This is a genomic window from Micromonospora sp. CPM1 (assembly GCF_023896895.1).
In the GTDB taxonomy this organism is placed as follows: Bacteria; Actinomycetota; Actinomycetes; order Mycobacteriales; family Micromonosporaceae; genus Micromonospora; species Micromonospora tulbaghiae.
In genome coordinates this window covers 90,651-111,167 of the sequence record NZ_JAMHIU010000018.1, presented here as the reverse complement: position 1 = coordinate 111,167, position 20,517 = coordinate 90,651, and the positions used below count along the sequence as shown (strand labels likewise).

At 73.5% G+C, this 20,517-nt stretch carries 16 protein-coding genes; 14 read left to right on the top strand and 2 right to left on the bottom strand.

The features are described from left to right. Nucleotides 1–13: 13 nt before the first annotated feature. Together M8C11_RS21995 and M8C11_RS21990 are read right to left on the bottom strand one after the other, a co-directional pair. The gene (locus M8C11_RS21995; RefSeq protein WP_252452607.1) at nt 14–1,033 is read right to left on the bottom strand and encodes a TAXI family TRAP transporter solute-binding subunit; all 1,020 of its coding nucleotides are present in this window, start codon (nt 1,031–1,033) and stop codon (nt 14–16) included. Beyond that, nucleotides 1,009–3,315 carry a TRAP transporter fused permease subunit gene (locus M8C11_RS21990; protein ID WP_252452604.1) on the bottom strand — a complete coding sequence of 769 codons (2,307 nt, stop codon included), beginning with the start codon at nt 3,313–3,315 and terminating at the stop codon, nt 1,009–1,011. Before M8C11_RS21990 ends, M8C11_RS21995 begins: the two co-directional genes overlap by 25 nt. 1,013 nt (nt 3,316–4,328) lie before the next feature. Between M8C11_RS21990 and M8C11_RS21985 the strand changes: the two genes are divergently transcribed. The 14 genes from M8C11_RS21985 (at nt 4,329) to M8C11_RS21920 (ending at nt 20,358) form a co-directional block, all read left to right on the top strand. Next, nucleotides 4,329–5,411, top strand: coding sequence for a YihY/virulence factor BrkB family protein (locus M8C11_RS21985; protein WP_252452601.1), 1,083 nt, complete (start codon nt 4,329–4,331; stop codon nt 5,409–5,411). A gap of 238 nt (nt 5,412–5,649) precedes the next feature. Continuing rightward, on the top strand, nt 5,650–6,828 hold the full coding sequence (locus M8C11_RS21980; protein ID WP_252452598.1) for an ROK family protein: 1,179 nt from the start codon (nt 5,650–5,652) through the stop codon (nt 6,826–6,828). Between the two features lie 127 nt (nt 6,829–6,955). Then, nucleotides 6,956–8,515, top strand: a complete 1,560-nt coding sequence (locus tag M8C11_RS21975; RefSeq protein WP_252452596.1) for a sugar ABC transporter ATP-binding protein — start codon at nt 6,956–6,958, stop codon at nt 8,513–8,515. A gap of 76 nt (nt 8,516–8,591) precedes the next feature. Continuing rightward, the gene (locus tag M8C11_RS21970; protein ID WP_252452594.1) at nt 8,592–9,680 is read left to right on the top strand and encodes an ABC transporter permease; all 1,089 of its coding nucleotides are present in this window, start codon (nt 8,592–8,594) and stop codon (nt 9,678–9,680) included. A gap of 92 nt (nt 9,681–9,772) precedes the next feature. Beyond that, entirely contained in the window at nt 9,773–10,825 is a 1,053-nt protein-coding gene (locus M8C11_RS21965) for a substrate-binding domain-containing protein (protein ID WP_252452592.1), read from the top strand. 53 nt (nt 10,826–10,878) lie between these two features. Further along, the gene (locus M8C11_RS21960) at nt 10,879–12,051 is read left to right on the top strand and encodes a Gfo/Idh/MocA family protein (RefSeq protein WP_374668897.1); all 1,173 of its coding nucleotides are present in this window, start codon (nt 10,879–10,881) and stop codon (nt 12,049–12,051) included. Nucleotides 12,052–12,261: 210 nt separating this feature from the next. Beyond that, entirely contained in the window at nt 12,262–13,410 is a 1,149-nt protein-coding gene (locus M8C11_RS21955) for an inositol-3-phosphate synthase (RefSeq protein ID WP_252452587.1), read from the top strand. Continuing rightward, nucleotides 13,407–14,300 (top strand): SCO3242 family prenyltransferase, encoded by an 894-nt coding sequence (locus tag M8C11_RS21950; RefSeq protein ID WP_252452585.1) that lies wholly within the window; start codon nt 13,407–13,409, stop codon nt 14,298–14,300. Before M8C11_RS21955 ends, M8C11_RS21950 begins: the two co-directional genes overlap by 4 nt. Further along, nucleotides 14,297–15,190, top strand: coding sequence for a sugar phosphate isomerase/epimerase (locus tag M8C11_RS21945; RefSeq protein WP_252452583.1), 894 nt, complete (start codon nt 14,297–14,299; stop codon nt 15,188–15,190). The genes M8C11_RS21950 and M8C11_RS21945 overlap by 4 nt, the downstream gene beginning before the upstream one ends. Nucleotides 15,191–15,224: 34 nt before the next feature. After that, nucleotides 15,225–15,830 (top strand): EboA domain-containing protein, encoded by a 606-nt coding sequence (locus M8C11_RS21940; protein WP_252452581.1) that lies wholly within the window; start codon nt 15,225–15,227, stop codon nt 15,828–15,830. Between the two features lies 1 nt (nt 15,831). Further along, nucleotides 15,832–16,683, top strand: a complete 852-nt coding sequence (locus M8C11_RS21935) for a TatD family hydrolase (RefSeq protein WP_252452579.1) — start codon at nt 15,832–15,834, stop codon at nt 16,681–16,683. Continuing rightward, nucleotides 16,683–17,903 (top strand): metabolite traffic protein EboE, encoded by a 1,221-nt coding sequence (gene eboE, locus M8C11_RS21930; protein ID WP_252452577.1) that lies wholly within the window; start codon nt 16,683–16,685, stop codon nt 17,901–17,903. Before M8C11_RS21935 ends, eboE begins: the two co-directional genes overlap by 1 nt. Further along, entirely contained in the window at nt 17,900–19,294 is a 1,395-nt protein-coding gene (locus tag M8C11_RS21925; protein WP_252452575.1) for an alkaline phosphatase family protein, read from the top strand. Before eboE ends, M8C11_RS21925 begins: the two co-directional genes overlap by 4 nt. Beyond that, entirely contained in the window at nt 19,291–20,358 is a 1,068-nt protein-coding gene (locus M8C11_RS21920; protein WP_252452573.1) for a polyprenyl synthetase family protein, read from the top strand. The genes M8C11_RS21925 and M8C11_RS21920 overlap by 4 nt, the downstream gene beginning before the upstream one ends. Nucleotides 20,359–20,517: the final 159 nt, after the last annotated feature.

The following is a 20,517-nucleotide window of genomic DNA, read 5'->3' as shown; positions in this document are numbered from 1 at the left end:
CGGCCCGTTCGGGTCAGCTCGCGCCGAGGTCGCTCAGCGCCCGCTCCGCGCCCCGGTGCAGCGGCACCGGATCGGTCTTGCGGGCGTTGCCCAGCTCGATGCCCTTCGCCGCCGGGTTCGCCTGGGCCAGGGCATCCTTCTTGTCAAAGACCGTCCGGGTGATCGCGCATGCCACGTCGGCGTCGAGGTTGTCCCGCACCAGCAGCACGTTCGGCACCACGATGGTGGGCACGTCGGCCGGGGTCCGGTAGACGTCCTTGCCGATGGTGCCCGCCTGGTACGCCGGGTTCAGCTCGGCCATCTTCGGCAGCAGCGGGCTGATGTCGACGAACTTCACCTTGTCGCCGGACGTGGTGAACAGGTCGGTGACCCCGCCGGTCGGCACGCCGCCGGACCAGAAGAAGCCGTCGATGCTGCCGTCCTTCATGCCGTCGACGGTCTTGGTGAGGTCCAGCCGCTGCGCCTGGATGTCCTTGGCCGGGTCCAGCCCGGCGGCGGTGAGCAGCCGGTTGGCGATGACCTCGGTACCGGACTTGGGCGAGCCGGTGGAGATCTTCTTGCCCTTCATGTCGGCCACCGACGTGATCCCCGCGTCGGCGCGGACCACCACCTGCGTGTAGTTGTCGTAGATCCGGGCCAGCGCCTTGACCGGCTGCGGCGCGGTGAAGCTCCCCTTGCCCTGCACCGCGTTGACAGCGGTGTCGAACAGCGAGAACGCCACGTCGTACTGGCCGGCGACGAGCTGCTCCACGTTCTGCACCGAGGCGCCGGTCTCGGCGGCCGTCCCGGTGAGCTTCCCGTCGGTGGTCTTGCTCAGCTCACCGGCGAGCGCGTTGCCGACCACGTAGTAGACGCCCGTGGCGTTGCCGGTGGCGATGCCGACCCGGGTGTCCTTGGTGACCTTGCAGCTGACCTCGCGGGCGGCGTCGTCCTTCGCCGCGCCGTCCTGACGGCCCCCGCAGCCGGCGGCACCGGCGGCGACCAGGACGAGTGCCCCGACACCCGCCACTATCCTCGCGTCGATCCGTCCCACTCTCTCTCCTCCCCAAGGTCCACGGATTCTTCGACCGCCGGGCGGCCGGCGTGCCCGGCGGCGCCACGTCGGACGTACACGCCCGCGACCGCGAGCGCGGCGAGCGCCGCGCCGATCGCCATGGGCAGCGGTTCCAGCCAGAGCAGCACCAGCCCGGCGATCGCGCCGACGATCCGCTCCGGCACGCCGGCCGGGCCCACACCCGGCAGCCAGCCGCCGGCCGCGACCGCCAGCACTGCCACGCCCAGCGCCGACACCAGGGCGGCCGTGACGATCCGCCCGGGCCCGCCGATGCCGAGCAGCCCGAGACCGGTCGGCGTGATCACGAAGGCCAGCGGGATCAGGTACGCCGGCAGCGCGTACCGCAGGGTCTGCCACATGGTCGGCACCAGCCGGCCGCCGGTGACGGCGGCGGCGGCGACCGCGGCCAGCGCGGTCGGCGGCGAGACCTCGGACAGCACCGCGAAGTAGAAGACGAACATGGCCGCGGCGGGCGCCTCGACCCCCAGGTTGAGCAGCGCCGGGCCGATGATCACCCAGCCGATGACGAACGAGGCGGTGACCGGCACCGCGAGACCGAGCAGGCTCAGCGCGACGGCGGCGAGCACCGCGGTCAGCGCCAGCACCACGGCCGGCTCCGAGCTGACCGCCTGCGCGCCGTCGATCAGCAGCGCGGCGGCCTGCGGCCCGAGACCGGTCTTCGTGGTGGTGGCGGTGATGATGCCGGCCGCGGCGCAGACGGCGCTCACCGCGAGCACCCCGCGTACGCCGTCGCGCAGCGCCGCCACCAGCCGGGCCGGCGTGAGGCGGTGCCGGCGGTCCAGGAAGGACAGCACGGCCGCGATCGCGGTGGCGATGACCACCGCGCGCATCGCCGACGCGCCGAGCGCCAGCACCACGATGATCACGAAGAGCGAGAGGAAGTGGTAGCCGAAGCGGGCCAGCAGCCGCCACGCCGAGCCGGTGTCGATGACCACCGGCCGCACGCCGGAGCGCCGGGCGTCGATCTCGACGGAGAGCAGGATGCCCAGGTAGTAGAGGATCGTCGGCACCGTGGCCCAGCCGAGCACCTGGAGGTACGACACGCCCAGGTACTCGGCGATGATGAACGCGGCGGCGCCGAGCGTCGGCGGCGACAGGATCGCCCCCACACCCGCGGCGGCGAGCATGCCGCCCGCCCGTTCGGCCGGGTAGCCGGCACGGCGCAGGATCGGCCAGGTCACCGCGCCGATGCTGACGGTGGTGGCGGCGCCGGAGCCGGAGACGGTGCCGAGCAGGAAACCCGAGGCGACGGCGGTGCGCCCGGCGGCCGTCCGGGAGCGGCGGAACGCGGCGGCGGACAGCTCCACGAAGAACCGGCCCGCGCCGGACAGGTCGAGCACCGCGCCGTAGATCGTGAACAGCACGATGTACGAGGCGGCCACGTCCAGCGGGGTGCCGTAGAAGCCGCTGTCGGAGTTGTAGAACGCGTCGACGAGCTGCCCGAAGTCGAGCCCCGCGTGCGCCACCGGCCAGGCCTGCGGCAGCAGCCCGCCGTAGTAGCCGTACCCCAGGAACAGCACGCAGACCGCCGGCAGGATCCACCCGGTGGTGCGCCGGCAGGCCTCCAGCAGCAGGAGCAGCAGCCCGGTGCCGAACGCCACGTCCAGCGGATCCAGCAGGCCCTGCCGGTCGAGGAAGGCGTCGTACCCGCCGCCACCGGCGCCGATCGTGACCGGCAGCACCGGGTAGAGGCAGACCACGAGCGCCGCGAGGGCCAGCAGCCAGTCCACCGGCGTGGGCCCGCGCCGGTGGTCCGCGTCGGCCGCCGTGCGCCGCAGCCGCACCCCCGAGGGGTACGCGAGGAACACCACCGGCAGTACGCCGGCCAGGAAGAAGATCAGGTAGTACTTGCTGCCCTGGGCCAGCGGGAAGAACACCTGCCAGAGCGTCAGCAGCCCGACCGCGACGGTGATGCCGGTGAAGAGGACACCGACCGGTCCGGAGAGCACCCGTCCCGGCTTCTCCTCCTCGAACCGGGCGGCCAGTTCGCGGGCGTCCTGGTGGGCCTGTTCCGGGGTCGGCTCCCTGTGGCTCCCGGTCTCGCCCGAAGCGTGGGTCTCGCTGTCGTCCGGGGTCCGGGCCCCGCCCCGGGTGCGTTGCTCGTCCGGAGTGTGGCGTTCGTCTGCCGGGTGGTGGTCGGCTCGGCTGTGGTGGAGCGTCTCGCCCGGCCCGTCGTCGGCCCACTCGGGTCCGCCGACGCTTCCCTCGTCCGGCGGCAGCGACACCACCTCGGCGTCCACGTCGGACCCCGGTCGTCCGCCGGACGGCGGCCGGGGTTTGGGGGGATTCGCGTCGGAGGGGCGAACGGGCGGCACGAGGGGGCACGATACGCGAATAGCGCGCAGGTTGGGAACATTGCCGATCGTGATTGCAATGAGTGACGGATTGGAGGTTCGCTCACTCGTGTCACATATTTCTTGAAACTGTTTCGCGATGTCGGGAGGCGGTCTCGCTCGGCTCTCTCACGATATCGCTTACAACGATGAAGATGGGTGCGCCCGGGATGCTTGTCGTCACGCAACGTGTCCATTGAGGCGGGTGTGTCTTCCGTGGCGGCTCGCGCGCGCGGTGCTCGTCGCACCGGCTCGCGCCGGGTTGCGCGCGCTCGTACCGCCACGATCGTCCCGGGCGGGAAATGTCCGGGGAGCGTGTCCGCCGTCTCGCATTTCCACGGTCGACGCCACTTCACCGAGGTGGTGGGATCGGAACACGCCCGCGTCGCCACTTCGGCGCGTCGCCTATTGGCCACGCCTCGCTCGCGCGCCTGCCCCCGGACGGTCGGTGGTCGATTACTTGATGAGTGGAACACCATGGGTGCCTCCGGCCCTGTTTGACACCCATGGAGTTCCACTCGTCGTGACGGTCGTCGAGATGTCGGCGATCGGCGGTCCCGGCGAACGACGGCTCGCCGAGTGCTCGGGCGGGAGCGCGGTAGTGCGCCGACGGGAGCGTTGCCCTCGCCTCCTTTGCTCTGCATCCATCGGCGCACCTGGTTACGGAGCGTGTCTGTCGCGCGCGTGGCTGCAGAGCAAAGGCGGCGAGGGGTGGAAGGTGCCGACGGAGAGGGTGGCGGCAGAGCGCGGGCAGTGGAGCGCGGGCAGCGGCGACACCGGTGAGTGCGGGCGGAAGGCGACGGCAGGGCGTGGGCGGGAACCGGCCGGCGGCGGCCGGGTGGTCGGTTTGCGGGTGCGGTGGTTATCGCTGCCCTCGTCAGGGCATGTCGTGCGGGACGACATGACGACGAGGAGGTGCCATGGCCGCCCGCGACGACGCCCACGACGTCCACGACGACACCCGCGACGACGCCCTCGCTGCGCGCGACGACGTCCCCGCTGGGCAGGACCGGCCCGGCGGGCGGAAGCGCACCGGGCCGGTGGGGCCGGACGACGGGCCGGACAGCCCGGCCGACCTGTCGGCCACCGGCTGGATGGCGACCCTCAAGCGGACCGTCCGGGAGTTCCAGGACGACAGCCTGACCGACTGGGCCGCCGCGCTCACCTACTACGGGGTGCTCTCCATCTTCCCGGGCGTACTGGTGCTGATCTCGCTGCTCGGCCTGCTCGGCGACCGGGCCACCGAGGGGGTGCGGGACACCGTCGGGCAGGCGGTGCCGGAGGAGAACATCCGCCGCATCATCGAGAGCGCGATCGACCAGGCCGGCCAGTCCGGCGGGCTGGCGAGCATCGCGGCGATCGTCGGTCTGGTGGCGGCGTTCTGGTCGGCCTCCGGCTACGTCGCCGCGTTCATGCGCGCCTCCAACAGCATCTACGACGTGCCGGAGGGACGGCCGATCTGGAAGACGCTGCCGGTACGCCTCGGCGTGACCGCAGTGATCGGCGTGATGCTGCTGATCAGCGCCGTGATCGTGGTGTTCACCGGTGGGCTGGCCGAGCAGGCCGGAAACGCGATCGGGCTCGGCGAGACCGCCGTGACGGTGTGGAACATCGCCAAGTGGCCGGTGCTGCTGGTGCTGGTGAGCCTGATGTTCGCGATCCTCTACTGGGCCTCGCCGAACGCCCGGCACGGCGGTTTCCGCTGGGTCAGCCCCGGTGGCGTGCTCGCGGTGGTGCTCTGGCTGGTGGTGTCCGGCCTGTTCGCGCTCTACGTCAGCAACTTCGGCTCGTACAACAAGACGTACGGCGCGGTGGCCGGCGTGATCATCTTCCTGGTGTGGCTGTGGCTGAGCAACGTCGCCATCCTGTTGGGCGCGGAGTTCGACGCCGAGCTGGAGCGCAGCCGCGCCATCGCCGCCGGGCACCCGGCCGACGAGGAGCCCTACGTCGAGCTGCGCGACGACCGCAAGCTGCGCAAGAAGGGCCGCGCGCCCTCCCGCTGACCCGGGAACGCGTCCGATCCCGAGAAACGCACCGAGAACGCGCCGCCCCGCCCGGAAGAACCCCGGGCAGGGCGGCGCGTTTTCATGATCCGCAACTCGCTTTTGTTCGTATGGACAAAAGTTTGCATCAGACGTGCCGAAGCTATGGACATGCGGCCCGGAAGGCTCCTACTGTGTCGGACACAACACACATCGCCGTCGTCGATGTGACGGACTTCCGATGCGGAGGTGACTGCCGGTGCGGACGGTCGACCCCCTGCACGTACGGCTTCTGCGGCTGCTCCGGGACGAGGGCGCGGTGTCCCGCGCCGAACTCGGCGACCGGCTCCAGATGCCCCGCCCGCGCCTGCTCGCCGAGCTGGAACGCCTCGTCTCCCTCGGGTACGTCGCCGAGGCCGGGCTCGCCGCCTCCCGTGGCGGCCGGCGTTCCACACTCGTCGAGCTGAGCCCGCACCTGCGGTTCGCCGCCGTCGACCTGGGCGCCAGCTCGATCGACGTGGAGGTGGTCAACGGCAGGCTGGAGACGGTGGCCGCCTACACCGAGGTCGCCGACATCCGCTCCGGCCCGAAGGTGACGCTCCAGCGGGTGAACGAGCTGCTGCACAAGGCCAAGGTGGACGGCGCGTACGAGCGGCTCGACGCGGTGGGCATCGGCGTTCCGGGGCCGGTGAGCTTCCGCGACGGCGTGCCGGTCTCCCCGCCGATCATGCCGGGGTGGGACCGGTTCCCGGTCCGCGAGCTGCTCACCCGCGAGCACGGCTGCCCGGCCGTGGTCGACAACGACGTCAACATCATGGCGATCGGGGAGCGGCACGGCGGCGTGGCCCACTCCGTCGACGACTTCCTGTTCATCAAGATCGGCACCGGCATCGGCTGCGGCATCTACCTGCACGGCGAGGTCTATCGCGGCACCGACGGCTGCGCCGGGGACATCGGCCACATCCAGGTCGACCCGAACGGTCCGATGTGCAGCTGCGGCAACGTCGGCTGCCTGGAGGCCGTGTTCAGCGGCGCCGCGCTGGCCCGGGAGGCGACAGTCGCGGCCCGCACCGAGGTGTCCCCGGCGCTGGCCGAGCGACTGGCGGCCCGGGGCGTGGTGACCGCGCTCGACGTGGCGCAGGGGGCGATCGAGGGGGACGTCACCTGCATCCAGCTCATCCGCGACGGCGGCCGGCGGGTCGGCAGCGTGCTGGCCGGACTGGTCAGCTTCACCAACCCCTCGATGATCGTCATCGGCGGCGGGCTCGCCCAGCTCGGCCACATCCTGCTCGCCGAGATCCGCAGCGTGGTCTACCGCCGCTCGCTGCCGCTGGCCACCGGCAACCTGCCGGTCGTCCTGTCCGAGCTGGGCCCGCGCGCCGGCGTCGCCGGCGCCGCCGTGCTGGCGAGTGACCTCGCGTTCGGGGAGGCAGCGTGAGCGCGAGGAGTGAGCCGGTCCTGCGAGCCCCGCAGTCGCGAACGAGGGCGGGCTCGGCGAGCGCGAGGAGTGAGCCGGTCCTGCGAGCCCCGCAGTCGCGAACGAAGGGCGGTGCAGCGTGAGCGAGATGGGAGAACCACTGGTCGAGGCGCCCGCCGACGCCGTCGCGGGCGAGGTGGTCCTGCGCCTCACCGACGTGGTCAAGACGTTCCCGGGGGTACGCGCGCTCGACGGCGTGCAACTGGAGGTGCGGGCCGGCGAGGTGCACTGCCTGTTGGGGCAGAACGGCGCCGGCAAGTCCACGCTCATCAAGGTGCTGGCCGGGGTGCACCGGCCGGACTCCGGCGAGGTCGTCTGGCGGGGCGAGGCGGCGTCGTTCGCCGATCCGCAGGCCGCCATGCGCGCCGGCATCGCCACCATCTACCAGGAACTCGACCTGGTCGACGACCTGTCGGTGGCGGAGAACGCGTTCCTCGGCCACGAGCCGCGCCGGTTCGGCTTCGTCCGGCGCGGGCACATGGCCCGGCGTACGCGGCAGATCCTGGCCCGGCTCGGCCACCCGGAGATCCCGCCGGGACGGCTGGTGCGGCACCTGCCCGCGGCTGGCAAGCAGATCGTCAGCATGGCCCGGGCGCTGTCCCACGAGGCCCGGCTGATCATCATGGACGAGCCGAGCGCGGTGCTGGCCCACGACGAGGTGGCGAACCTGTTCCGGATCATCCGGGAACTCACCGCGCAGGGCATCGCGGTCATCTACATCTCACACCGGCTGGAGGAGATCCGCGAGATCGGCGACCGGGTCACCGTACTCAAGGACGGCCGGACCACGGCGGCGAGCCTGCCGGCCCGCGAGACGCCGACCCGCGACCTGGTCGCCCGGATGACCGGGCGGACCATCGAGTACGTCTTCCCGCAGCGCCCGGCCGACCACGGGGGTGGCGCGGAACTGCTGCGGGTGGATGGGCTGACCCGGCACGGCGAGTTCGCCGACGTCTCGCTCGGGGTCCGGGCGGGGGAGATCGTCGGCATCGCCGGGCTGGTCGGTTCCGGCCGCTCGGAGCTGCTGGAGACCATCTTCGGCGCGCGCCGGGCGCACGCCGGGACGGTCCGGGTGGACGGCCGCGCGTTGCGGCCCGGCAGTGTGGGCGCGGCGGTACGGGCCGGGATGGGCATGGCGCCGGAGGAGCGCAAGAGCCAGGCGCTGCTGCTGGGCGAGCCGATCTACCGCAACGTCACGCTCGCCACGTTCAGCCGGTACGCCCGCCTGGGCTTCACCGACGCCGGACGGGAACGCGCCGAGGCGGACCGGATCGCCGCGTCGCTGGAGCTGCGGCCCCGGGACGTACGGCGGCCGGTGCGCACGCTGTCCGGCGGCAACCAGCAGAAGGTGGTGGTCGGCCGGTGGCTGCTCGGGGACACCCGGCTGCTGCTGCTCGACGAGCCGACCCGGGGCGTGGACGTGGGCGCCCGCGCCGAGCTGTACCAGGTGATCCGCGATCTGGCCGCCCGTGGCGTCGGGGTGCTGCTGGTCTCCAGCGAGGTGCCCGAGGTGCTGGGCCTGGCCGACCGGGTGCTGGTGATGCGGGAGGGCCGGGTGGTCCGCGAGGCCCCGGCCGGCGAACTGGACGAGAACACCGTGCTCGACCTCGTCATGGCGGGGTCCCTCATGGAAGGCGCACCGGCATGAGCGAGCGACAGCGAGCGAATCATCGACACAGCGCCGGAGAGTCTCGTGCCGGCGCCGCGCGAAGCGGGGCGGCGGCATGAGCGACGTAACCGAATCCGCCCTGCCCGCGCAGTCGCCGCCGGTGGAGCGGGCGGAGACCGCCAAGGTCGGCGCGCCGGCGAAGCTCTCCTGGTGGCGCGGCGACAGCGGGGAGGGCGTCAAGCGCAACCTCGGCCTGCTCGCCACGCTGGTCGTGCTCGTGGTCATCGGCATCCTGACCCGCCCCGACCTCTACGGTGACCCGAACTGGGTGTGGGGCAACACGCTCACCATCCTCAAGCTCGCCTCGGTGGTCGGCGTGGTCACCGTCGGCATGACCTTCGTGATCATCGGCGGTGGCATCGACCTGTCGGTCGGCGCGATCGTCGCGCTCGCCGGGGTCTGGTGCACCACTGTCGCCACGCAGAGCTACGGCGCGGGCGGCATGATCTTCACGGCGCTCACCGTCGGGCTCGCCGTCGGCGTGGTGAACGGGCTGCTCGTCTCGTACGGCCGGCTGGTGCCGTTCATCGCCACGCTCGCCATGCTCGTCGCCGCCCGAGGTTTGGCGGCGGAGATCTCCGACAAGCAGACCCAGGTGTCGGGCAACACGTTCATCAACGGCATCGCCAGCACGAACGTGCTCGGCATCCCGCTGCTGGTCTACATCCTGGTGGCGGTGGTGGCGGCCGGCTGGGTGCTGTTGAACCGGACCACGTTCGGCCGCCGTACGGTGGCGGTCGGCGGCAACCCGGAGGCGGCCCGGCTGGCCGGCATCAACGTCCGCCGGCACACCGTGATGCTCTACGCGCTGTCCGGTCTGTGCTGCGGCATCGCCGCGGTCATGCTGACCGCGCAGGCCACCTCCGCGCAGGCGGCGATGGCCAACCTCTACGAGCTGGACGCGATCGCCGCCGCGATCATCGGCGGCACGCTGCTCAGCGGCGGGCGGGGCACGATCATCGGCTCCCTGCTCGGGGTGATCATCTTCTCCACGATCACCAACCTGTTCGCCATCAACAACCTCTCCGCCGAGGCCCAGAACATGGTCAAGGGCGGCATCATCGTCGCCGCCGTCCTGGTCCAGCAGGTGCAGTTCGGCAGCCTCACCCAGTTCCTAGCCCGCAACCGGGCCACCACCACCTGACCCCACCGCGCACATCCCGGCTGCCGTCGTACCGACTGCGGTCCGGCCCGCCACACCCGAAACCACCCCACCACCTCATCCCAGGAGGCGTCATGAGAACACCGCGCCATGACCTGTCCCGCCGCCGGCTGCTCTTCGGCGGGGCCGCCGTCTCCGCCGGGGTGCTGCTCGCCGGCTGCACCAGCAACGAGCAGAACCCGACCGAGGCGCAGACCAAGGCGGCCGGTTCCGGCGCCAACACCGAGCCGGGCAAGAAGGTGAGCATCGGCTTCTCCGCCCCCGCCGCCGACCACGGCTGGATCGCCGCCATCACCAACAACGCCAAGGCGCAGGCCGGGGCGTACCAGGACGTGGAGCTGAAGTCGGTCGAGGCCGGCGCGGACGCGGCGGCCCAGCGGGCGGCGCTGTCCACGCTGATCTCGCAGAAGCCCGACGTGATCGTGCTGCTGCCGCACGACGGCAAGGAACTCAACGCGTTCGGCCTGGAGGCGATGAAGGCCGGCATCCCGGTGGTCAACCTGGACCGGGCCTTCCCGGACGCGCGCGCCTACCGGCTGCAGATCAAGGGCGACAACTACGGCATGGGCGTGGCCGCCGCCACCTACATCGCCGAGCAGCTCAAGGCCAAGGGCGTGAGCAACCCGGTGATCGGCGAGATCCCCGGCATCGAGTCGCTGGAGCTGACCCAGGAACGGTCCAAGGGGTTCGCCGACACGCTCGCCTCGTACGGGTTCAAGGTCGCCAACCGGCGGCCGGCGGAGTTCACTGTCGACTCCGGGCAGCAGGCCGCCACCGGGCTGTTCCAGGCGCTGCCGAAGATCGACGCGGTCTGGAACCACGACGACGACCAGGGCATCGGCGTGCTCGCGGCGGTCAACCAGGCCAACCGCAAGGAATTCATCATGGTCGGCGGCGCCGGCTCCAAGAAGGCCATGGAGGACATCACCGCCGACAACACCGTCCTCAAGGCCACAGTCACCTACAGCCCCTCGATGGCCTCCTCGGCCATCTCCCTGGCCCGCCTGATCGGCCAGGGCAAGGGCATGTCCGACCTGGTCGAACTCCAGGTACCGAAGGAGATCGTGCTCGCCTCCGAGACGATCACCAAGGAGAACGCGAGCGACTACCTGAAGCTCGGGTTCTGACACACGGGGGGAGACCCACCTTGTCCAGTCACGACAGCATCCTGCGCGTCGGCATGGTCGGCTACGCGTTCATGGGCGCCGCGCACTCCCAGGCGTGGCGCACCGTGAACCGGGTGTTCGACCTGCCGGCGCGGGTGCGGATGGCGCTCGTCTGCGGCCGGGACGAACCGAAGGTGGCCGAGGCCGCCGACCGGCTCGGCTGGGACGGCTACACCACCGACTGGCGGCGGCTCGTCGAGTCCGACGAGATCGACGTGGTCGACATCTGCACGCCGGGGGACAGCCACCGCGAGATCGCACTCGCCGCGCTCGCCGCGGGCAAGCACGTGCTGTGCGAGAAGCCGCTCGCGAACAGCGTCGCCGAGGCCCGGGAGATGACCGAGGCCGCGGCCCGGGCCCGCGAGTCCGGGGTACGCGCGATGTGCGGCTTCAACTACCGGCGGGTGCCCGCTGTCGCCCTGATGCGGCAGTTGGTGGCCGACGGGCGGATCGGCGAGATCCGGCACGTCCGGGCGACCTACCTCCAGGACTGGATCGTCGACCCGCAGTTCCCGCTGGTGTGGCGGTTGCAGAAGGACAGGGCGGGCTCCGGCGCGCTCGGTGACATCGGCGCGCACATCATCGACCTGACCCAGTACGTCACGGGTCAGCTCGTCAGCGGCGTCAGCGCGCTCACCGAGACGTTCGTGCGGCAGCGGCCGCTCGTCGCCGGGTCGAGCGGCCTCGCCGCGCAGGCCGACGGCAACGGCAGCGCGACGGGTCAGGTGACTGTGGACGACGCGGCGGTGTTCGTGGCCAGGCTCGACGGGGGAGCGCTGGCCACGTACGAGGCGACCCGGTTCGCCACCGGCCGCAAGAACGCCCTGCGGGTCGAGATCAACGGCTCGCGCGGCAGCGTCGTGTTCGACCTGGAACGCCTCAACGAACTGGAGTTCCTGGACGCCACCCGGCCCGCCGCCGAGCAGGGCTTCAGCCGGATCCTGGTGACCGAGCCGGACCACCCGTACCTGGGTGCGTGGTGGCCGCCCGGCCACATCATCGGCTACGAGCACTCCTTCACCCACCAGGCGCGCGACTTCGTCGAGGCGGTCGCCACCGGCGCCGACCCGGCACCGTCGTTCGCCGACGCGCTTCAGGTCCAGCTCGTGCTCGACGCGGTGACCCGCTCGGCCGAACGGGCCGCCTGGACGGAGGTGGAGCCCGCTCTGGCCGAAGCTTCCGCCTGACCCGAGGCGGCCCCTGCGGGGTCCGCCGACACTCACCGGCGCCGGCCGGCGAGGGCCCGCCGCGGTTGCGCCCCGCGGCGGGGACGAGGCCGGCTCCGGGGAGCGTGCCGCCGGTGTCCGCCGGCACGACCAGTACGGCCCTCCGGTGCGGCCGGACCGGGATTCCCCGGCCGCACCGGCGGACCGGCCTTACCTGGGGAGGTAGCGCGAATGCGTACGGGTGTCTGGCTGGTGGGTGCGCGCGGCTCGGTCGCCACCACCGCCGTGGTCGGCGGGCTGGCCCTGCGGGCCGGGCTCACCGCGCCGACCGGCTGCGTGACCGAGCTGCCCGACCTGCGCGGGCCTGCCCTGCCGGGCTTCGCCGATCTCGTCTTCGGCGGCCACGACGTGGTCGCCACCCCGCTCACCAAACGCGCCGAGGCGCTGGCCGCCGCCGGGGTGCTGCCCGCCCGGCTGGCCGACGCGGTGGCACCGGACCTGGCCGCCGTCGAGGCGGCCCTGCGTCCCGCACCGACCGAGGGCGACCAGGGCGAGCGGATCGCCACTGTGGTCCGTGACCTGACCGGGTTCCGGGACCGGCACGGGCTGGACCGGGTGGTGGTGGTCAACGTCGCCGCCACCGAGCCGGCGCCCGTCCCGCACCCGGTCCACCACGACCTGGCCGCGCTGCGGGACGCGCTGACCGGCCCGGCCGACGTGCTGCCGCCCAGCTCCGGATACGCGTACGCGGCGTTCACCGCAGGCTGCCCGTACGTGGACTTCACCCCGTCGACCGGTGCCCGGCTGCCCGCCCTGGCCGCGCTCGCCGCCGAACACGCGCTGCCGTACGCCGGGCACGACGGCAAGACCGGCGAGACACTGCTCAAGTCGGTGCTCGCGCCGATGTTCGCGATGCGGCACCTGGCCGTGCGCTCCTGGTCCGGCACGAACCTGCTCGGCGGCGGCGACGGCGCCACGCTCGCCGACCCGGCCGCCAACGCCGCGAAGGTGGGCAGCAAGCAGCGGGTGCTCGCCGAGACGCTCGGCTACCTGCCGCAGGGCCACACCCGGATCGAGTACGTCGAGGAACTGGGCGACTTCAAGACGGCCTGGGACCTGGTCACGTTCGCCGGTTTCCTGGGCACCGGGATGCGGATGGAGTTCACCTGGCACGGCTGCGACTCCGCGCTGGCCGCGCCGCTCGTGCTGGACCTGGCCCGGCTCACCGCCGCCGCGCACGCCGCCGGCCGCCACGGCCCGCTGACCGAGCTGGCGTTCTTCTTCAAGGATCCGCTCGGCGTGACCGGCCACGCGCTCGGCGACCAGTGGACGGTGCTGCGGGACTTCGTCGCCGGCCTGCACGCCCGGGTGACGCCGTGACCCGCCTGGCCGACCTGGCCGAGCTGGTCCGGGCGCCCGCCGCGCTCTCCGTACCGGGGGATGTGCTCTCCGGCGCGGCGGCCGCCGGTGCGCTCGGCCCGCGCACACCGGCCCTGGCCGGCGCGTCGGTGCTGCTCTACTGGGCCGGAATGGCCGCCAACGACTGGGCCGACCGGCGGCTGGACGCGGTCGAGCGGCCGGAGCGGCCGATCCCGTCCGGCCGGGTGCGCCCGTCCGTCGCACTCGGCGTCGCGTCCGGCCTGACCGCCGCCGGGCTCGCCGTCGCCACCGCCGCCGGGGGCCGCCGCGCGGCAGCGGTCGCGCTCCCACTCGCCGCGACGATCTGGGGGTACGACCTACGGGCGAAGAACACCGCGGCCGGCCCGGCGGTGATGGCCGCGTGCCGAGGGCTGGACGTGCTGCTCGGCGCGTCCGGCGGGCGGGTGGTCCGCGCGCTGCCGGCCGCGCTCACCGTCGCGGCGCACACCTGGACCGTGACCGCGCTGTCCCGCCGCGAGGTCACCGGCGCGGACCGGCGTCTGCCCGGCCTCACACTGGCCGGCACCGCCCTGATCGCGCTCGCCACCCCGGCCCGGCCCACGCCACCCGCCACCGGCCGCAGCGGTTCCAGCCGCGCCGCCCGGCTCGGTGACCTCGTGCCGGCGGTCCTCGCGGCCGGATACGCCACCCGCTACGGCCGGGCCCAGGCGCGGGTGCTCGCCGACCCGTCACCGGCCCGGGTCCGCGCCGCCGTGGGCGCCGGGATCACCGGGCTGCCCGCGTTGCAGGGCGCGCTGACCGCCCGCGCCGGGGCCCGGATGCTCGGCCTCGCCGTGGCCGGCGCCGCCCCGCTCGGCCGCCGCCTGGCCCGACTGATCTCACCGACATGACCGCCGCGCCCACCCGGACCGCCGCCGGCCCACTGTCCGGACCGGGCGCGCTGCGCTTCGGGTACGGCACCAACGGCTTCGCCAACCACCGGCTCGGCGACGCGCTGGCGGTGATCGCCGACCTCGGGTACGTGGGCGTCGCGCTCACCCTCGACCACGACCACCTGGACCCGTTCGCTCCCGGCCTGGCCCGCCGGGTCGCCGCCGTACGCCGCCGGCTGGACGCGCTCGGGCTCGCAGTGGTGGTCGAGACCGGCGCCCGGTACCTGCTCGACCCGAGGCACAAGCACGCGCCGACGCTGCTGCACGACGACCCGGCACGGCGGGTGGAGTTCCTGCGCCGGGCCGTCCGGATCGGCGCCGACCTGGGCGCGGAGGCGGTCTCCTTCTGGGCCGGCGTACGCCCGCCCGGCGTACCACCCGACGTCGCGGCCGACCGCCTGGTCGCGGGCTGCGCGACGGTGTGCGCCGAGGCGGCGGAGGCGGGCGTGCCGCTGGGCTTCGAGCCGGAGCCGGGCATGCTCGTCGAGGACGTCGCCGGGTGGTGGCGGCTGCGCGAGGCGCTCGGCGCGCCGCCCGGCTTCGGCATCACGCTCGACATCGGCCACTGCCGCTGCCTGGAGCCGCTGCCGGTGCCGCAGTGCGTGACCGAGGTCGCCGAGCACCTGGTCAACGTGCAGATCGACGACATGCGCCGGGGTGTGCACGAGCACCTGGAGTTCGGCACCGGCGAGATCGACTTCCCGCCGGTGCTGCGTGCCCTGGCCGACGCCGGCTACCGCGGGCTGGTGGCGGTGGAGCTGCCCCGGCACTCGCACGCGGCCCCGGCCGTCGCCGCCCGCTCACTGGACTTCCTGCGCACCGCCGCCTCGCGCGGCGAGGGGCGGTGACCCACCACCTTCCACCCGGCAGAGGGGAGACGGCATGACACCCGACCGACTGCGCGCCGCGCTTCGGGGCGTACCCGATCCGCAGTGGCTGGACGCGGCGCTGCGCCGCGTCGCGACCGAACCCACGGCCGTCGAGCGGTTCTTCGCCGCCGCCGCCCGGCGGTGCGGTCGCGGGCCGCTGCCCGACCTGCCCGGCTGGACGGCCGACGACGCGGCGCGGGCGCTGCTGCTGACCGCGCTGCCGAACGGCCACGCCGTCGCCGCCGAGACCCTGTACCGGCAGGGCGACGCCGCCGAGAGACGTGCGGTGCTGCGCGCGCTGCCGCTGCTGCCGATCGGCGCGGAGTGCGTGCCGCTGCTGCACGACGCGATCCGCACCAACGACACCCGGCTGGTCGCCGGCGCGCTCGGCCCGTACGCCCGGCACCTGGAGCAGGCGACCTGGCGGCAGGCGGTGCTCAAGTGCGTGTTCACCGGCGTGCCGCTGGCGGTGGTCGACGGCCTGGCCGACCGCGCCGACGGCGAGCTGGCCCGGATGCTCGCCGCGTTCGCCGCCGAACGGCACGCCGCCGGCCGCGACATGCCCGCCGACGCGACCGACCTGCTGCGCCGGCTGACCATCCCCACCACGGAGGCGTGACATGCGCATCTTCGACCCGCACATCCACATGACGTCCCGCACCACGGACGACTACGAGCGGATGGCCGCCGCCGGGGTCCGCGCGGTGGTCGAGCCGGCGTTCTGGCTGGGCCAGCCGCGCACCAGCGTGGACAGCTTCGTGGACTACTTCGACTCGCTGATCGGGTGGGAGCCGTTCCGGGCCGGCCAGTTCGGCATCCGGCACCACGCCACTGTGGCGCTGAACCCGAAGGAGGCGAACGACCCGCGCTGCCGGCCGGTGCTCGACCTGCTGCCCCGCTACCTGGACAAGGACGGCGTGGTGGCGGTCGGCGAGATCGGCTACGACGCGATGACGCCGGCCGAGGACGCCGCGCTGGCCGGGCAGCTCGCCCTGGCCGTCGCGCACGACCTGCCCGCGCTGGTGCACACGCCGCACCGGGACAAGGCGCGCGGCGTCGAGCGGACGCTCGCGGTGGTCGCCGAGTCGGGCATCCCGCCCGGGCGGGTGCTGGTCGACCACCTCAACGAGGTGACAGTGGAGCTGGTCCGGGACACCGGCTGCTGGCTGGGCTTCTCCATCTATCCGGAGACGAAGATGTCGCCGCCGCGCATGGTGGAGCTGCTGAAGCGGTACGGCACCGAGCGGATGCTGGTGAACTCGGCCGCCGACTGGGGCCGGTCGGACCCGCTGCTGACCCGGGCCACCGGGGAGGCGATGCTGCTGGCCGGGTTCGACGCCGACGACGTGGACCGGGTGCTGTGGCGCAACCCGGTGGAGTTCTACGGCCAGTCCGGCCGGCTCGACCTGACCGACCTGGAGGCGAGCGACCCCACCTTCGCCGGCAACTCGATCGTGCGCGGGGTGCAGTGATGCGGCTGCGTCACGCCGACGGCACGACCGTCCACCTCGGCTACTGCACGAACGTGCACCCGGCCGAGGACCTGCCGGGCGTCGTCGCGCAGCTCGACACGTACGCGGTCGCGGTGCGCCGGACGCTCGGCGCCGACCGGCTCGGGCTCGGCCTCTGGCTGGCCGCGCCGGTGGCCGCCGCGCTCGCCGCCGACCCGGCGGCCCGCCGGCGGCTGCGCCACGAGCTGACCGTACGCGGGCTGGAGGTGGTCACGCTCAACGGCTTCCCGTACGCCGCGTTCCAGGCCCCGGTGGTCAAGGGCGCGGTGTACCACCCGGACTGGACCACGCCGCAGCGGTCGGCGTACACGCTGGACCTGGCCCGGGTGCTCGCGGATCTGCTGCCCGACGACGCCGTACAAGGCTCGATCTCGACGCTGCCGCTGGCCTGGCGCAGCCCGTGGGATTCCGGGCGGGCCGCCACCGCCCGGCGCCGGCTGGACGCGCTGGCCGAGGGGCTGGCCGCCGTGCAGCGGGACACCGGCCGGGTGATCCGGGTCGGCTTCGAACCGGAACCGGGCTGTCTGGTGGAGTCGACGGGACAAGCACGCGAGGTATTCTCAGACATGGATACCGACCGGCTCGGGATCTGCCTGGATCTCGCGCACCTGGCGTGTGCCTGGGAGCGGCCGGCGGATGCCCTGGCCGGGCTGCGTGCCGCCGGGCTGCCGGTGGTCAAGGTCCAGGTGTCGGCCGCGATCGAGGCGCCCGACCCGGCCGGGGCGAGCGAGGCGCTGCGCCGGTTCGTCGAACCGAGGTTCCTGCACCAGACCCGGGCCGCCGGAGTGTGCGGCGCCGCCGATCCGGCCGATCCGGCGTACGCGGCCGACGACCTCGACGCCGCACTCGACGCGCGGCTGCCCGGGGCGTGGCGCGTGCACTACCACGTGCCGTTGCACGCCCCGCCCGAGCCGCCGCTGCGCTCCACGGTGCCGGTGCTGCGCGAGGCGCTCGCCGCGTTGTTCACCGGCCCGGTCGCCGGCTGCGACCACCTCGACGTCGAGACGTACACCTGGGGGGTGCTGCCGGAGGCGCGGCGGCCGCGCGGCGACGCGGAGCTGGCCGCCGGCATCGCCGCCGAGCTGGCGTTCGCCCGCGACGAGCTGACCGCGCTCGGCCTGGCCGACGGCGGCGGGGTGGGCGCTCCGGGTCCGCGGGCGGCGGAAGGCGTCCCCTCGTGATCCGGCGGCTGGTGGTGCTCGACGTGGTCGGGCTGACGCCGCGTCTGCTGGCGCACATGCCGCGGCTGCGCGCGGTGGCCGAGGCCGGGTTCGCCGCCGAGCTCGGCACCGTGCTGCCGGCGGTGACCTGCTCGGCGCAGTCCACCTTCCTCACCGGCGAGCTGCCCGCCGGGCACGGCGTGGTGGGCAACGGCTGGTACTTCCGCGACCTGGGCGAGGTGCTGCTGTGGCGGCAGCACAACGGGCTCGTCGGCGGCGAGAAGGTGTGGCAGGCGGCCCGCCGCGTCGAGCCGGGCTACCGGGTGGCGAACGTCTGCTGGTGGTACGCGATGGGCGCGGACGTGGACTGGACGGTCACGCCGCGCCCGGTCTACCACGCCGACGGCCGCAAGGAGCCGGACTGCTGGACCGACCCGCCCGAGCTGCGGGACACGCTCACCGACGCGCTCGGCACGTTCCCGCTGTTCAGCTACTGGGGTCCGGGCGCCGGGCTGCCGTCCTCGGCGTGGATCAGCCGGGCGGCGCAGCGGATCCTCGCCGACCACGCCCCCGACCTGACCCTCGTCTACCTGCCGCACCTGGACTACGACCTGCAACGCTTCGGCCCGTCCGACCCGCGAGCGGCGGCCGCGGCGGCCGAGCTGGACGCCGTGCTCGGTCCGCTGCTCGACGCCGCGCGCGAGCAGGGAGCCACCCTGGTGGCGTTGTCCGAGTACGGCATCACCGACGTGTCCCGCCCGGTGGACGTGAACCGGGTGCTGCGCGGCGAAGGGCTGTTGCGGGTCTACACCCAGGCCGGGATGGAATACCTCGACCCGTGGACGTCGCGGGCGTTCGCGGTGGCCGACCACCAGGTGGCGCACGTCTACGTCAGGGAACCGGCGGACGTGCCGGCCGTGGCGAAGCTCTGCGCCGCGCTGCCGGGCGTGGCCGAGGTGCTGGACGCCGCCGGGCAGGCCGGGTACGGCCTGGACCACCCGCGCTCGGGTGAGCTGGTGCTGGTGGCCGAGCCGGACGCCTGGTTCACGTACTACTACTGGCTCGACGACGCGCGGGCGCCCGACTTCGCCCGGCTGGTCGAGATCCACCGCAAGCCCGGCTACGACCCGGCCGAGCTGTTCTTCGACCCGGCCGCGCCGGGCGCGGCGAAGCGCCGGGCGGCGGTGGCGCTGGCCCGCAAGAAGCTCGGGCTGCGCTACCTCATGAACGTGGTGGGGCTGGACGCGGGCGCGCGGGCGGTGCGTGGTTCACACGGGCGCCTGCCCGCCGACCCGGCGGACGGCCCGGTGCTGCTCTGCTCCGACCGGGCCGCGATCCGGCCCCGGGTGGAGGCCACTGATGTGAAGGCGTTGCTGCTCGAAGTCGCCGGACTGGCCTGGGAGGCACCATGACCGTAACCGTCGCACCGACCGACCCGGCCCTGCTGCGGGGCCGCTTCGACGCCGCGCTCGCCGCGTTCCTGGACGCGAGAGAGCCGGGTCGGCCGGACGACGGTACGGGGGCCGTCCACACCGCTCTACGCTGGTTCGTCCTGGCCGGCGGCAAGCGGATGCGCCCACTGTTCTGCTACTGGGGCTGGCGGGGGTTCGGCGGCCCGGACGCCCCGGCGATCGTGGTCGCCGCGGCGTCGCTGGAGTTGTTCCACGCGTTCGCACTGATCCACGACGACATCGTGGACCGCAGCGACCGCCGCCGGGGCGCGCCGACGCTGCACCGGTTCTTCGCCGACCTGCACGCCCGCTGCGGCTGGCAGGGCGACTCGGCGGCGTACGGCCGGCAGGCGGCGGTGCTCTGCGGCGACCTGTGCGCCACCTGGTCGGCCGAGATGTTCCACGGGTGCGGGTTGCCGCCCGAGCGGCTGCGCCGGGGGCAGATGCTGCTGTCCCGGATGCGCTCGGAGGTGATCGCGGGGGAGTACCTGGACGTGGTCGGGGCGGCCGGGGACGGCACGGTGGCGAGCGCGCTCACCGTGGTACGGCTGAAGACGGCCCGCTACACGGTGACCCGTCCGGTGCAGATCGGCGCCGCGCTCGCCGGCGCCTCGCCGGAGGAGGTGGCCGCGCTGGCCGGGTTCGGCGACCCGCTCGGTGACGCGTTCCAGCTCCGCGACGACCTGCTCGGCGTCTTCGGCGACCCGTCCGTGACCGGCAAGTCCAACCTGGACGACCTGCGGGAGGGCAAGCCGACGGTGCTGCTGGCGCTGGCCCGGGCGTCCGCCTCCCCGGCCGGCGCGGCCCGGCTGGGGGAGCTGGTCGGTGATCCCGGCCTCGACCAGGCGGGCGCGGCCGAGGTGCGGGGCATCGTCGAGGAGTCCGGCGCCCGGGAGGCGGTCGAGCGGATGATCCGCACCCGGGCCGACGCCGCACTGGTCGCACTGGACGCGCTGCCGCTGGCGGAGCCGGCGCGACGGGTGCTGGCGGCGCTCGCGCAGCGGGCGGTCGACCGCCACGAATGACACCCACTTTTGTCGCTGAGCGGCGAAAGTCAAAGCCGATCGATCAGAAGCTATGGACAGGCTGATCGAAAGGTTTTAATGTCGTGCACAGCACAACGCTGTTTCGCCGAGGTGATCGCCCCGCACCAGATCGCCCCGCACCGCCCGCCTCGGCGAGGT